Genomic DNA, 13,552 nt, shown 5'->3' with positions numbered 1-13,552 from the left:
TGGCCCTCCAGGCACTCACCGCGTCGCGGTCCCACGTTTCTGCGGGCCGGTCAGATCGCGTCGGCCTCCGCCAGCGCGTAGGCGACGAGGTGGCGATACACCCGCTCCTGGCGAGTGGTCGGCTCGTCGAGCTCCATCCGTTCGAGATACGGCCGCGCGGCCTCGGGAACGAGCAGGCCCTTCCCGACCGACCCCAGCGAGCCGACAGCCGAGGGCAGTGACTCCACGGCCGACGGCACCGCCCCGACCGAGGAGGGCAACCTGCTGACCTGTCGCTGGAGCGTCCGGAGCCCCCGGGCGAGGGCCTGCTCCTCCTCGGTCAGCGCCGTCCCGAGCGGGAACCGTGGCAGGTGGTCGTCGTACGGTTCCAGCGCGGACTCGATGGTCTCCGGGTAGTTGTCGCGATAGGCGGGCGGGATGGACCAGTCCTCCGGGAGCTTCCCGGCGGCCTTCGCCTGCTCGACGAGGTCGGCCTGGAAGCGCGAATCCGCGACCTTCACCATCTCCTTGATGACCGCGGCATCGGAGCGGTCCCGGAGGTCGGCGACACCGTACTCCGTGACCACGATATCGCGGAGGTGGCGCGGGATGGTGATGTGGCCGTAGTTCCAGACGATGTTCGACTCGACGCCCCCGTCGCTCGTCTCGCGGGTGGCCCGGACGAGGATGACCGACCGGCCGTCGTCGAGTTCCTGGGCCATGTTCACGAAGTCGAACTGGCCGCCGACGCCGCTGATGACCCGGTTGTCGGCGAGCCCGTCCGAGACGACGGCGCCCGTCACGGTCGCCTTCATCCCCGTGTTGATGAAGCGCGCATCCCGGCGCTGCAGGCGAGCGAGGTCTCCACCTCGCCGGAGCTGGTTCGTGAACTGCACGCTCCGCATGCTGAACCGTCGGCGCTCGGTCTCGTCCATCTCCCGGAACTGCTCGTAGAGGTCCTGGGACCCGAGGAAGAAGCCGCCGTGGCACACCCTCCCGTTCGCCAGTCCGTCTCCGAGCGCGTGGCTGGCGATGACCGACCGGGCCTCCTCGTCGGAGAGGTCGGCCGGGCAGGTCTCGCCGTCGACCCGCAACTCGCCCGCGTCGTACGCGACGGCGTCCCGGAAGACACCCCACTCCCGGAGGTAGGCCACGTCCGCCGGAGCGAGCGCCTCGTCGATGGCCCCCATCTCGACCAGCGCGTCGAGTGCCGACAGGTCGATTCCGTCCGCGACGATACCCTCGTCGACCAGCCGCTGGATGTGGATATCGTCGTAGACCTCCCGGGAGAGGATGCCCGCCTCGTGGAGATGGAGGAAGGTCTCGACGACCATCTCGGAGGCGGCGTACAGCCCCTCGTCGAACGGGTCGCGACCGCCCCAGTCGGCCAGCAGGTCCGGGCAGTCCTCGGGGACGCCCAGCGCCTCGATGGCGTCGGTGTAGACATCGTTGTGCTGGTCGCGGAGTTCGATGGCCGCGCCGATGGCGTCGCCCAGCGAGCCGATGCCGATCTGGAGCGTGCCGCCATCGCGGACCAGGGCACTGACCCGCAGTGCGATGGCGTGCTCGTCCGTCGAGACGGGAAGGTGCGGTGGGCCGACCAGCGGGAAGTCGTACGCCGGGTCGTCGAGCACCGCGTCGAACTCGCCCGGGTCGATAGGCGCCTCCCCGTACATGAACGGCATGTTCCGGTTGACCTGCCCGACGACCATCGCCTCGTCGCCGCCCGCGTGCTGCTCGCGGAGCATCTCGATCACCTCGTGGCTCAGGTCGGGGTTCGACCCCAGGTTGAACCACCGCTCGCCGTCCCGTTCGCCGACCCCGACGAGCTGGACGAGCAGGTTCACGTCCGCGGTCGCGACGGCCCGGGCGGCGTGGGTGTAGTTGACACTGTGATGGTGCTGCTGGGCGTCGGGGTTCCCCAGGAAGTCACCGGGCGGGAAGTAGAACTGGTGGACATCGATGTTCTCCGGGAGGTCGCCCTCACGCAGCAGCTCGTCGTACCTGATGGCGGGATAGCCGTCGAAGAGCCGCTCGCCGAGCGGTTCGACCAGCCGGCGTTCGAGGTCGGACTCCCAGCCGGGCTCCGAGAGCGTCAGCGCCGTCCAGATGGTGAGGTCGAGCGAGGGGTCCGCAAGCGCCCGCTCGACGAGTTCGTTGAGCAGGTGGTTCGGCTTCCCGAGCCCGAGCGGCGTCGCGACCGTGATATCGTGGCCGAGCCGGTCGACGATGCGGTCGACACACGCCGACACGTCGTCGAACTCCGTTGGTGGCATTGGTCGACGGGTTCTCGGCCCGGACGTATCAATGACGGCTACTTCCTCCTCGGACCGTCCCTCGTGACGGTGCGTGGGCAGCCGGCTACCAGAGCCGATGTGAGCCGGGGTTTCAAGTGAATGAGCGTTCAGTACATCACCAGCAGCGATGAGCCGAACCGTCCGGCCCGCAGTCCACTTCCTCCTCGCCACCGCACTGCTGGTCGGGGTCGTGTCGGGGGCCCCGCTCGCAGCAGCCGACGACGATGACGACACCGTCGTCGCGACGAACGGGACCAATCTGGAACTCGGCGGGCCGAAGGGCATCAACCTCGGGATGGATGGCGTGAGCCTCGGCGGCGACTCGGGAATCGCCCTCGAACCCGGTGACGGAGTGAGTGTGGGTGGTGAGAGCGGCATCCACGCGGAGGTCGGTGAGGGTGTGAGTGTGGGCGGTGAGAGCGGCATCCACGCGGAGGTCGGTGAGGGTGTGAGTGTGGGTGGTGAGAGCGGCATCCACGCGGAGGTCGGTGAGGGTGTGAGTGTGGGCGGTGAGAGCGGCATCCACGCAGAGGTCGGCGAGGGCGTGAGTGTGGGCGGTGAGAGCGGCATCCACGCAGAGGTCGGTGAGGGCGTGAGTGTCGCGAACGGAAGCGTGCTGTCGGCGGGGCGTGACGGCGTGACGGTTCTGGAGCAGGGGTACGAGGCGGACTCCGGCCTGACGGTCGGCGAGTCACCGGTCAGCACCGGGAACGGGTCGCTCGCACTCGGCGGGAGCGAGGGCATCTCCCTGGGCCGCGACGGTATCGCCGTCGGTGGGGACGACGGTGTCGCCGTCGGGGTGAGTGAGGGAGTGAGTGTCGGCGGTGAGAGCGGCATCCACGCGGAGGTCGGCGAGGGCGTGAGTGTCGGTGGCGACGACGGCGTCACCGCGGAGGTCGGCGAGGGGATTCGGGTCGGCGGTGACGAGGGCATCACCGTGGGACTCACCGACGGCCTCCGTATCGGCGGCGACGACGGGCTCCGGCTCTCGGCGAGCAGCAGCGGCGTCGGGGACCTGGGATACGATCTGGAGGCCGTCGACAGCACGGACATCGACTCGGGGTCGATGGACCCGTCGACCGCCAGCCCGGTGACGGCCACACCGGTTGCCGGGGAGAACGGCGAGCTGGACCCCGTCGGTCCTGCCCCTGCAGACCGGCCGGACACGACGGGAGCGCGGACGGGCCGGCTCGACACCGCCACCCCGGCCACGGAGCAGTCCGGGACCGAGACGTCCACGGCCACGACCGACAGGGCCGCTGGTGCAGTGCCGTCCGGATTCGACGGCGAGCTCCCGGTTTCCCCCGAGGGCGCCGCGGCCGGCGGCGCGGCGACGGCGGCACTGCTCGGTGCGGCGGGAATCGCGGCCAGGCAGACCTCGATGGTCGGTGGGACCGGGACGGGGACGGCGGCCGCACGAGCCGCCTCGACAGCACTCGCGACCGGCGACGGCCGGCTCGCCCGGATGCTGTCGCTGTTCCGGTACTCCCGGTACGATGACTCGGACCCGCTGGAGCTCGACGCGCGGCGGCACGTCTACGAGGCCATCAGCGACCAGCCCGGCGAGCCGATTACGGCGGTCAGCGACCGGGCGGACGTGAACCTCTCGACTGCCCGCCACCACGTGAAGGTGCTCGAGCGCGAGGGGCTGGTCGCGACCGCCCGAATCCGCAACTGCGAGCGGTTCTACCCCGCCGGCACGGACGACCTCGAACTGGCGGCGGCGATGGCCGACGAGAGTACCGCGGATATCCTCGATGCGCTCGTCCGTCTGGAGCCGGCGTCGGTCAGCGGCCTGGCCGAGGCGGTCGACCGTTCCCCAGCCACCGTGACGCATCACCTCCAGAAACTCGAGGACGACGACATCGTCGTCCGCGAACGCAACGGGCGCGCCGTCGAGAACAAGCTCTCGGCGGCCGCCCGCGCCGCACTCGACCCCGAGACGGAACGTCGCCGCCACGCGGCCGAGCAGCGTCTCGGCGCCGACGGTGCCGAGCCGAGCACCGAGGGGGACACCGTTTCCGGGGCGCAGGCGGACTGAGGCGTGGCCGGGTATCCCGGCGTCGGTACGCCGCCGTGCAGGTCCGTGAGTCCCCACTGCGCCCCCCGGTAGAAGGGCCGACGTTTTCACGTGGGCTCGCTGGCGCGGCGAGACGGCCGACTACCTCTGTAGCCCGGCCTCCCGCAGCGACTCGTCGAGGTCGTCCCGGACCCGCTCGCCCATCTCGCGGCTCCCCGCCGTCGTCACGACGCGGTTCTCCTGCACCGACGACCCGTCTCGAATCAGCAGTCTGACGTTGCCGTTCTCGTCGGCGCGGGTCGCCTTCGCCCGGAGCCCGGTGCGCGAACCAGAGCCGCCGGCGGAGATGGGACCGGGAATCACCTTCTTCACGTGCGGGTGTGCGGCCACGGTCCGGACCGCCGTCATCCCGTCGCGACCGCCGACCAGCGTCGTGTGCGAGCCGCCGAGTTTCTCGTCGGGCGGCGTCTCCACCACCTCCAGGGACCGCTCGCCCGCCCGCTCCCGGACGGCATCGACGACCGACTGGTCGCCCCGGGGCTCGACACGCCGGAGGGGGTAGTGCAGTTGCTCGCGAACGGCCTCCAGCACGTCCCGGTTGCCGGCCGCGTACACCTCTTCGGGGCGCTTGCGGTGGATCTCGTCGGCGATGCGGCCTGCGAAGTTGCGCAACTCGACCGGCTCGCGCTCCCCGTCGCTCTCGGGGCGCGTGGTGACCGTGCGCTCGGCGACCACGTCCTCGTCCAGCAGGACCGTCACGGTGGCGCGGTCGCGCTCGCAGGCGACGACCACCCGGTCCGCGTTCTCCGTCCGACAGGTGAGACAGAAGTCGCCAGGGCGCTCCAGTGGCGTGGCACACTGGCGACACTCCATACTGGGTGGTGGCCGTGGGCGCGCATAAGCCGGGCGGTTCGAGCCGTCGGTACCCCGGTCCCACCCTGGACGACCCCCGAGCCGCGACAGCACCACTGCGGGAATCTGAATCGGCACGCATCCATGCGATATTCCCATACTGGGAACGGCGCAAGGCCTTAGTTACCTGGCATGAATCCCCACGTATGAGCCGAAATCGCAACGATGCGGGACGGTTCACTCAGGAGGTCAGCCTCGCTGACGTGCTCGGGGTCTTCGACGAGGTGGAAGGGCCCGTGGTGACGACGGGCGACGTAGCCGAGGCCACGGGCTGCTCGAGCGACTCGGCGCGGCGGAAGCTCGGCCGGCTATACGACCAGGGCCGGCTCGGGCGACGCAAGACGGCCGGCCGGATGGTCTACTGGCGCCTCGACGCCGCGGACCCGACACCGGTGAATCCCGACGACCCGATTTTCACCGACCGTCCCACGTTCCGTTCGGGTGATGAGAACCTCTCCGAGCGGGTGGACGAACTACTGTACGGAGAGGGAACGTGACAGAGCCGCGACCGCTGTTCGTGGACACGAACGCGTTCGTCGCGATCTACGACGAAAGCGACGACCACCACGAACGCGCCAACGCCGTCATCGATGGAATCGAGGACCGAAGCCATCCCTATGGACCGCTGTTCACCAGTCGCCACGTGCTCTCCGAAACGGCCACGGTGCTGCTGTACGGAAGCAACCACCGTGATGCGGTCCGGGCACTCCAGAACATCCGTGAATCCCCGTCGATGAATATACTGGAAGTCACCGAACCGCTGTTCGAGCGGACTGCCCGTCGGTTCGAGCAGTACGACGACCAGCAAATCTCATTCGTCGACCACATGAATGCTGTCCTCTCCGCCGAATACGATATCAAGCACATCTTCGCGTTCGAGGAGGATTTCGAGACACTCGGCATGACCCGCGTCCCGGCGGATACCGGAGAGAATCCAGACAGCCGTTAACGCGATCTCATCTCCGACTAGGTCAACGCCAGTGGGTCGTCTTTCAGGTACTCCCGCAACACCACCGTCGCGTACGACCCCTTCGGAAGCGCGAACCGGAACCACAGCGACTCGGGGGCCTCCTCGACGCGCTCGACGTCCAGGTCCGTCCGTAGCAGTATCGCTCGCCGCGTTCCGGTCGACTCGAACGCACCCGGCAGGTCGAAGTCACCCGGTTCGAGGCCCAGTTCGTCCAGCACCTCGCGCTCGATGTCGCCCTGCTCGCCGTCGGCGAGTTCCGTCTCGGTGCCGACCAGCGGCGCGGTGACGAACGCCCGGCCGCGGGCACAGTGGCGATTGACGGTGTCGACGCGGCCCGCATCGACACGCTGGAGGCGGTCCGTGTCCGGGAGCGCCACGTCGTCCGGAATCTCGGGGCTTCGGTCGGCGAAGCAGACCACGTCGCCCGCCACGGCTTCCGTGAACGGGAGGCCACGTTCCAGTCGCTCCGAGAGCATCAGGTTGAACGCGTACGACTGCGCGGCGTTGACGAGCATCGTCTGCAGGTTCGACGGGAGCGACTCCAGCGCGGCCCGCCAGTCCTCGTCGGTCGGCTCGCCCTCGCCGACACGCTCGGCCAGCGTGTGGAGCATCGCGCGCTCGTAGCGGAGTTTGCCGGGCAGCCGGTCGAGTGCCGCGTTCCAGTCGCGCGTCTCCGCGACGAACTCGCGGGCCTCGCGCGTGTCCGCGGGCTCCTCGGGGGCGGTCTGCGTGACGTAGGTCATCACCGCGTCCGCCCAGTCCTGCCGGACGACCGCGAGTCCGCAGCGGTGCGTGACCGGGCGATACGAGCCGAACCGCTGGTGGCCGAAGTAGTTCGGCACGCCCGCGGGGTCGTCCGCGGAGACATCCCCCGCGTCGGTGTCGACCCCGGCCGCGAACGCCCGGAGCGACTCCGTGATGGCAGCCGCGTTCTCTGGGTGGTCGGCACTCCGCACGCGAATCTCGAAGGCGTTGCCCGCGAGGTCGCCGAACAGGACCGGCCGCCCCGCCCGGCCCAGGACCTCGATATCGGCGTCACCCAGCTCGGGCAACTCGCGCTCCTCGTACCGCACGGAGAACAGCTGCGTCGTCACCGCCCGCTTGTCCTTCGTGCCGGCCCAGGAGACGCGCTCGCGGCTCATCCCCAGCTTCCGCGAGAGCGCGCTCGCGAAGTCGTTGGTGTCCCAGCCACGCAGCGTCGCGCGGAACACGAGGTGGGGATAGGCGCCTGTGTCGGCGTCGGCGGGATGCAGGTCCACGTCGAACCGCTCGCGCTCACGGACGACGAAATCCTCCTCGGCGAAGCGCAACTCCCCACCGGTCCCGTCGGCGTCGCTGACGTACCACTCCATCCCCATCTCCCGCTCGCGAGGGTCGGCCTCACGCATCGGCACCGCCACCTCGGTCACGGAGCGCGGGTCGGTGTGTCGGGTGCATACCGGACGTGGCCGGCGACGGGCCTCGGTCTTTCCGGTCGGTTCGCGACCGCCGGCCTCACCTCTCGGTGTTGCGACGCCGCTCTCTCGTACCGGCTGTCGGCCACGGTAGTCGCGGCAAAAAATCTGACAGGCACCCCGGGAGGGGCGTTCAGTTCTCGTCGCGAGTAATCTCGTACTGGAAGTCCACCGCGTTCCGGGGCATGATCCGGGCGGTCCACTGCCCCTCGGTCGGGTCGTCGATGCGGTAGACGAACTCCTTCTGACTCCCGTGGCTGGTGTAGGGTCCCTGGCTCTCGCCGCGCGGGCCCTCACCGCCGAGGGAGACGTGGCCGTCGTTCGTGACGCGGACCCGTTCGGCCTCGACCGTCGTGCCGTTCGGCGCGACGAAGGTCACGTCGAAGCTGGCCGACCGGTCGTTGGCCGGGCTCCCCGTCGACAGCGTCACCGACGCGCTCTCGGTGTCGTCGCTGACGCCGAAGGTCGTCTCGAAGGGCTCGTCGGGCTGTGTCCAGACCTGGAAGTGCAGGTCGACCTGCTGCCAGTAGTCGCCCCGGTCCGGGCGGGCCGGGTCCTGCAACCCGAGGTCGATCTCGGCATTGTAGTCACCGACGCTCGCGGATTCGGGCGGGCTCACGGTCACGTTCACGGTCGCGGTCTCACCGGGCGCGACCTCGCTGGGTGCGTCGATCTCGAACCACGAGCGCTCGACGGTCTGCTCGGAGCCGGGATAGCGACGCCGGGTCTCCTGGGTCTCCAGCGTCGGGTTCAGCGGCACCGCCTGCTCGCCGGTGTTCTCGACCTCGATCTGGTAGGTGTAGTCGTCGCCGGCCTGGACCTGGGTGCGGTAGTACCGGTCGCTACTGATTCTGACCGTCGGCTCTTCGAACACCTCGACGTTGATGGTCGCCGCGTGGACCGGCCGCGCCGGCTGCCCCGGGCGGTAGGTGACGGTCTCGTTCGTGAACGCGACCAGCGCGCGGTACTCGCCGAGTTCGGCGTCCGACGGGACCGAGACGGTCACCGTGAACGTGCGCTCCTCGCCGGCCGCGAGCGTCGTGTCCGCGCTCTCGATGCTGACCCAGCTCTTCGCGAGCGGGCGGCCTCTGACCTGCGGGAGGACCACGTGCGGGTCGAGTTCGACCGACTCGTCCTCGCTGTTACCGACTGTGACGTTGAACGTCGTCGACTCGCCGGGCCTGACCTCGCTGCTGCGGTAGCCCTCTTCGATGTAGAGGCGCGTGTAGTTGCGCTCCTGGGCGGTCGCCGCGGCGTCACCGTTCGACGCGCCGTCCGTCGCGACCGCTGCTGGTTCGCCCTGCTGTGCGGGCGTACTGTCCGTCGGTACGTAGGCCGTCGCCGCTGGCGCGACAAGGAGCGCCACCAGCGCGACCGTGAGGAGGTTCCGTAGTTTCATTGGTAGCGGGTACCCTGGCCTGGAGGGCCGATGGAACCGTCACTCGCCCCGATGGCTGAATATATATTCAATCCGGCGGAGGAACAAACAGCGAGTTCACTTTGCGGTGTGTTCACGTCCCGGATGAACGCGACGGCTACCCACGGATGACCGGCAGGTTCCTGCTCCCGGCTCTGTCGGGTGAGACCTCGGGAAAGAATATCTGGTCCGGGCCGCCGTTCAGGAGGACATGGGTTCGCAATGCCAGCCGGGGTCCTCACCCGTCCGAGCGATGAGGTCGGACCGGCACGCCGGGCAGTAGTCCGGCGTCCCGCCCATGTTCCGGGGGACGTACACCGCGCCGCCACACTCCACGCACGCATCAGCAACGACCGTCGTGCAGTCCGCGCAGACGTTGAAATCGTCGACCGTGAGGTCGCGCAGGGGTTCGAGTTGTTTGTCGAGGATGTACTCGTCGATGACCGCCTGACAGTTCTGACACGGTTTCATGGCGATGCGTCTCTCCCCATGTGATGGTCACACAAAGCCTTGCCCCCCGCGGCGAAGTGTGCAGGCGATTCCCCGTGACCTCGTCCACCCCCAGCGTCGTCGGGGGTCGTGGTAACTCGACCCTCGGAAGGGTTATCCCCGCGACCACGTTACATCTATTCGCAATGGCAACCGGAAAAGTTGACTTCTTCAACGACACTGGCGGTTACGGCTTCATCTCTACTGACGACGGCGACCTGGACGACGACGAGGACGTCTTCTTCCACATGGACGACGTCGGCGGCGAGGACCTGCAGGAGGGCCAGGAGGTCGAGTTCGACATCGAGTCGTCCCCGAAGGGCCCGCGCGCGGCGAACCTCGTTCGCGTCGAGTAACTCCTTCGCAGACAGTACCGACGGCTCCCCGCCGCAGCGCGCGATGGGCGTGACCGTTCGCAGTTTCCGTTCTTTCACACTCCCGAGCGACGCGACTCCTCGCTCGGGCTCCACCGGCTCCGGAGCCACGGCCACAGGCGGTGCTGCGGTCGACCGACCGAGTGACCTCAGCGCTCGGGCTCGTGCTGGTCCTCGTTCTCCTCCAGCAGTCGCGCCTGCGCCTCGATGCTGGCCAGTTCGCGCTCGGCCTCGGCCCGCCCGGAGCCGTGGGCCTCCCGGACCGAGATATCGAGTTCGGAGGGGACGAACCGGCCGCTCTCGTCGTCGGCCTCGTCGTCACCACGCCCGGTCAGCCAGGCCAGGATGCGACGGAGCATGCGTGACGCTTGGGACTGGAGGTATTTGGAACTACGCCAGGGGTGTGTAGCCGCGCGTCGAAACTGACGGGCTCTCCTAACGTCCTCACTCGGTGATACGTTTTCGAAGCCGTGCTGAATAGAGGGCACGGGCCGTGTTTAGACGCTAGTAATATTGCCTAATTGTCGGGAATACTAGGAAATGAAGCGAGCAGAGTTCGATGTGCCTTCGAAACTCGCTCGCTTCACCGACCGATGTGTGGCTTTGTCTCAAAAAGCTGTCGGGAGCGCCGAAGAACAGCCTGTCAAGAAAGGGGAAGGTGGCTACGCTGATTGGGTGATCGTCGCCCTTCATGGACTCCGTGAGTATCTCGACCTTCCGTACCGACGACTCCTTGATATCCTCCGTGAGATGCCTGATATCGTGGAGAAACTCGGATTGACGGTCGAGGAACTACCGGACTTCAGCACGGTCTGTGCCAGGAAGCAGGCACTGAAGATGCGGGTGTGGCGAGTGCTGTTGCGGCTGTCGGTGAATCTGTTTGATACTGGAGAGATTCAGGCGATCGACTCTACCAGCCTCGCCCATCGCTCGTCCAGCCATAACTACGCGAAACGTGTCAAAGGTACGTTTGAGTCGGTGAAAACGACGCTTCTCGTGGATTGCTCGACGAGAGCAATCCTCGACGTACACTGCTCGATGAACCTTCCACACGACACACAGATCGCGTGGCAAGTCCTTACGAGAAATCTCGACCGCTTGGGTACTGTGGTCGCCGACAAAGGCTTCGACTGGGACAAACTTCGTCATAAATTGCGTAGAGAAGGCATCAGACCAGTAATCAAGCATCGAGAGTTCTACTCGCTTGATGCCGCTCACAATGCTCGGATAGATGATGAAACGTACCATCGACGGTCTATCGTCGAATCGATATTTTTCGCGCTTCGCAAGCGATTCGGCTCGACGGTTAAAGCCAGAACGTGGTTCGGTCAGTTTCGAGAGATCGTCCTAAAGTCCGCCGTCAGAAACATCGTGCAGTCTCTCACCGTCTAAATCGGATGATTTCGAGCGTCTAAACAAGGCCGAGGGCACGAGTCGGTCGCGTATCTCATCTCAACTTCCGATGGAATGATGTGACACACCGAGGACGTACCCACACATGAGGAGACGGGGGGGAATGCTGATTGCGTTGTTGACCGTGACAGCACTCATCGTGCCGGCCACAGGTGTTGTTGCTCTTAACCAGCACGCAGTCGTTGATGCGACACAGCAGTCATCCACAGTCGCTGCGGTGAATGGGACCGTCGAAGACACGGTTGCGCTCAACGACAGCCATACGACTGCCACCACGAGGGGGTTTGCTACCGAAACCGGGTTGAAGCAGTCGTCCGACGACCGCGCGGCGTTCTACCAGATCGACGGGACACACCTCTATTATTACGACGCAACAACGCGTACCGCCCATACAGTTTCTCGGCCGAACGGCCAGCGGTTTCTGAATCGAGAGTTGTTAGTCGGTCAATATGCGGCGACGGCTGAATCGGATATTAGTGACTTCGTTCAACCAGGAAGCGAGCATGTCCGATACACCGACCGCGGGACGCTAGCGGTCGGGACGACGTTCGGTCCCTTCGCCTACGACCTCGAGACGGATACGTGGCACAGCCGTGCGAATGCCACTATTGGCGGCTACCCGACGATTACGACGGACCCGAGTGCGGTCGTAACGGCAGGCGGGTACTACGTTATGACGGCGAATCAGAACCTCTATTTCGCCATCCCGGACTGGACGAATCACGTCGTCGAGCCTCCTGAGAATATCTCGGCCGTCAGGGGCGAGGAGTATGTCTCTACTGAAGCCCGGGTCGCGGCGTATGAACCCCGCGTTTCGAAGACGGGGTATCCAATCATCTTCCAGTCTGTCGTTGGGCTCACCGACCAGCCTGCAGAGACGGGCCGTCCCGTCTGGAACCCAGCAAACAGCGATGTCGTTCCCTTTGCTCCCCCTGATTTCGGCCCGACGAGCGTCTACGACGGGGTTGGCTCCGGGACAGTCATTATCGCCGGGAGCGATCTCGTCGCGTACAACGTCACTACTGGCAAGGCAGAGTGGCGACTGAACCAGACGGCCATCGAGACAGCCGTACGACACAACAACACCCTCTATGGGCATAACGGGGCGATTAACCTGCGGACAGGAGCCACGATGTCCCTCTACAATGAGTCAGCAACTAGCTTTCATCTCACAGAACTCGATGGGGAGCGTATCGGTGGTGATTTCAGCGACTTCCAGTTCCTGACTCAGAATGGTGAGTATGCTGTCGTGAAGATGAGCGGCAGATCGAAATCCGGTAAATACCGCAGTCGAGGCGTCCGGATTGTCGACATTGAAACAGGTCAAATCGCCGCCCAGCGAATTACGACGGGAACCCACGAAGACCGCTGGGCACCCTCCTACCGAGATTATCGGGTCGGCGCTGGTGGTGACTACGCGGTAGTCGTCTCACCCGCCGACATCTATGCCAGGGACGGAAGTTCCGGGCCCGCGGAGGTCATCGACCTCCGGACGAACGAAACCGTCGACGAACTCCCCTACGCGCCCGGCCGCGTGCAGCAGATGAAGGTGACACAAGATGGCCTCGTCCTCGTCCCACAGTTCCCCCGCAACAACACGCGTATTGCCGGCGAGCGGTCTTTCGGCCGCGTCAAGGGGAACTACACGGTGTACGATCCCGAACACGAGGAGATTGTGGGGCGGCTCCCGGCCTCCCTCCGAACGGATGAAAGTGTGAGTGCAGTCCAGGTTCGGGACGGTGAGTTCTATCTATTCAAGCGCAACAATAGCAAGACCACCGTCACTCATTACGGTGGGCTTGATGACTCGCTATCGGCCACTGCATCGGTCGAGAATGGGTCGGTCGCCATATCGGTCGCGGAGGTGAGTGGTACTCCGGTTGCTGACGCCACTGTCCGGCTTGGTGAGCGACGGCAATCGACCAACGAGAGTGGCGTTGCCGTCTTCGATCCCGCTGTATCGGACGCCGGCAAGCGCAGTCACACACTCGAGATTCACGCAGGCGAGATGACCCACCGGACCACCGTCTCCGTGACGTACACTCGGGGGCAGGACACACCAACCGAACGGTCACAGCAGTCTCCCGACGCGGGTAGCACGGCGACCAGCGAGACGGGGGCCGGATTCGGGCTGCTCACCGCGCTCTTGGTATTGGTTGCGGTGGGAATCTATTCTCGCCGGTCCGGCCACTGAGTCCGCCCATCAGGCAAAAGGATTGCCCGCCCA

At 66.3% G+C, this 13,552-nt stretch carries 12 protein-coding genes; 6 read left to right on the top strand and 6 right to left on the bottom strand.

All coding sequences use genetic code 11. The features are described 5' to 3' along the window. Positions 1-50: 50 nt before the first annotated feature. Positions 51-2,255, bottom strand: coding sequence for an acetyl-CoA hydrolase/transferase C-terminal domain-containing protein (locus NL115_RS00890; RefSeq protein WP_254831352.1), 2,205 nt, complete (start codon positions 2,253-2,255; stop codon positions 51-53). Between the two features lie 148 nt (positions 2,256-2,403). Between NL115_RS00890 and NL115_RS00885 the strand changes: the two genes are divergently transcribed. Beyond that, on the top strand, positions 2,404-4,317 hold the full coding sequence (locus NL115_RS00885; protein WP_254831351.1) for a winged helix-turn-helix transcriptional regulator: 1,914 nt from the start codon (positions 2,404-2,406) through the stop codon (positions 4,315-4,317). 120 nt (positions 4,318-4,437) lie between these two features. Here the strand turns inward: NL115_RS00885 and NL115_RS00880 are convergent, their stop codons facing one another. Continuing rightward, complete coding sequence (locus tag NL115_RS00880) at positions 4,438-5,169, bottom strand: DUF2103 domain-containing protein (protein ID WP_254831350.1); 732 nt, start codon at positions 5,167-5,169, stop codon at positions 4,438-4,440. 185 nt (positions 5,170-5,354) lie between these two features. On the opposite strand from NL115_RS00880, the gene NL115_RS00875 reads away from it, so the two are divergent. Continuing rightward, on the top strand, positions 5,355-5,705 hold the full coding sequence (locus tag NL115_RS00875) for a dimerization domain-containing protein (RefSeq protein WP_254831349.1): 351 nt from the start codon (positions 5,355-5,357) through the stop codon (positions 5,703-5,705). A gap of 20 nt (positions 5,706-5,725) precedes the next feature. Then, complete coding sequence (locus NL115_RS00870) at positions 5,726-6,157, top strand: type II toxin-antitoxin system VapC family toxin (protein ID WP_254831348.1); 432 nt, start codon at positions 5,726-5,728, stop codon at positions 6,155-6,157. A 17-nt stretch (positions 6,158-6,174) separates the two neighbouring features. Here NL115_RS00870 and truD read toward each other — a convergent pair whose 3' ends face one another. The 3 genes from truD to NL115_RS00855 form a co-directional block, all read right to left on the bottom strand. Continuing rightward, positions 6,175-7,566, bottom strand: coding sequence for a tRNA pseudouridine(13) synthase TruD (truD, locus tag NL115_RS00865; protein ID WP_254831347.1), 1,392 nt, complete (start codon positions 7,564-7,566; stop codon positions 6,175-6,177). Positions 7,567-7,765: 199 nt separating this feature from the next. Continuing rightward, the gene (locus NL115_RS00860) at positions 7,766-9,031 is read right to left on the bottom strand and encodes a hypothetical protein (RefSeq protein ID WP_254831346.1); all 1,266 of its coding nucleotides are present in this window, start codon (positions 9,029-9,031) and stop codon (positions 7,766-7,768) included. Between the two features lie 219 nt (positions 9,032-9,250). After that, a complete protein-coding gene (locus NL115_RS00855; protein ID WP_254831345.1) occupies positions 9,251-9,520 on the bottom strand; it encodes a DUF7571 family protein in 270 nt (89 codons plus the stop codon). Positions 9,521-9,684: 164 nt separating this feature from the next. Between NL115_RS00855 and NL115_RS00850 the strand changes: the two genes are divergently transcribed. Further along, a complete protein-coding gene (locus tag NL115_RS00850) occupies positions 9,685-9,894 on the top strand; it encodes a cold-shock protein (protein ID WP_254823024.1) in 210 nt (69 codons plus the stop codon). 167 nt (positions 9,895-10,061) lie between these two features. Here the strand turns inward: NL115_RS00850 and NL115_RS00845 are convergent, their stop codons facing one another. After that, complete coding sequence (locus NL115_RS00845; RefSeq protein ID WP_254831344.1) at positions 10,062-10,271, bottom strand: hypothetical protein; 210 nt, start codon at positions 10,269-10,271, stop codon at positions 10,062-10,064. Positions 10,272-10,473: 202 nt separating this feature from the next. On the opposite strand from NL115_RS00845, the gene NL115_RS00840 reads away from it, so the two are divergent. Then, the gene (locus tag NL115_RS00840) at positions 10,474-11,304 is read left to right on the top strand and encodes an IS5 family transposase (protein ID WP_254833127.1); all 831 of its coding nucleotides are present in this window, start codon (positions 10,474-10,476) and stop codon (positions 11,302-11,304) included. Between the two features lie 124 nt (positions 11,305-11,428). After that, positions 11,429-13,519, top strand: coding sequence for a hypothetical protein (locus tag NL115_RS00835; RefSeq protein ID WP_254831343.1), 2,091 nt, complete (start codon positions 11,429-11,431; stop codon positions 13,517-13,519). The last annotated feature ends 33 nt before the right edge of the window (positions 13,520-13,552 follow it).

Origin of the sequence: Haloglomus salinum (assembly GCF_024298825.1) — an archaeon.
Taxonomy (GTDB): Archaea; Halobacteriota; Halobacteria; order Halobacteriales; family Haloarculaceae; genus Haloglomus; species Haloglomus salinum.
Note: the sequence above shows the minus strand (reverse complement) of the source record. Positions and strands in the feature narration are given on the sequence as shown.

Coding starts and splice junctions, on each gene's coding strand:
- NL115_RS00885 (WP_254831351.1), top strand. CDS start 2,404: ATGAGCCGAACCGTCCGGCCCGCAGTCCACTTCCTCCTCGCCACCGCA.
- NL115_RS00845 (WP_254831344.1), bottom strand. CDS start 10,271: ATGCTCCGTCGCATCCTGGCCTGGCTGACCGGGCGTGGTGACGACGAG.
- NL115_RS00880 (WP_254831350.1), bottom strand. CDS start 5,169: ATGGAGTGTCGCCAGTGTGCCACGCCACTGGAGCGCCCTGGCGACTTC.
- NL115_RS00835 (WP_254831343.1), top strand. CDS start 11,429: ATGCTGATTGCGTTGTTGACCGTGACAGCACTCATCGTGCCGGCCACA.
- NL115_RS00875 (WP_254831349.1), top strand. CDS start 5,355: ATGAGCCGAAATCGCAACGATGCGGGACGGTTCACTCAGGAGGTCAGC.
- NL115_RS00890 (WP_254831352.1), bottom strand. CDS start 2,255: ATGCCACCAACGGAGTTCGACGACGTGTCGGCGTGTGTCGACCGCATC.
- NL115_RS00860 (WP_254831346.1), bottom strand. CDS start 9,031: ATGAAACTACGGAACCTCCTCACGGTCGCGCTGGTGGCGCTCCTTGTC.
- NL115_RS00850 (WP_254823024.1), top strand. CDS start 9,685: ATGGCAACCGGAAAAGTTGACTTCTTCAACGACACTGGCGGTTACGGC.
- NL115_RS00855 (WP_254831345.1), bottom strand. CDS start 9,520: ATGAAACCGTGTCAGAACTGTCAGGCGGTCATCGACGAGTACATCCTC.
- truD (WP_254831347.1), bottom strand. CDS start 7,566: ATGCGTGAGGCCGACCCTCGCGAGCGGGAGATGGGGATGGAGTGGTAC.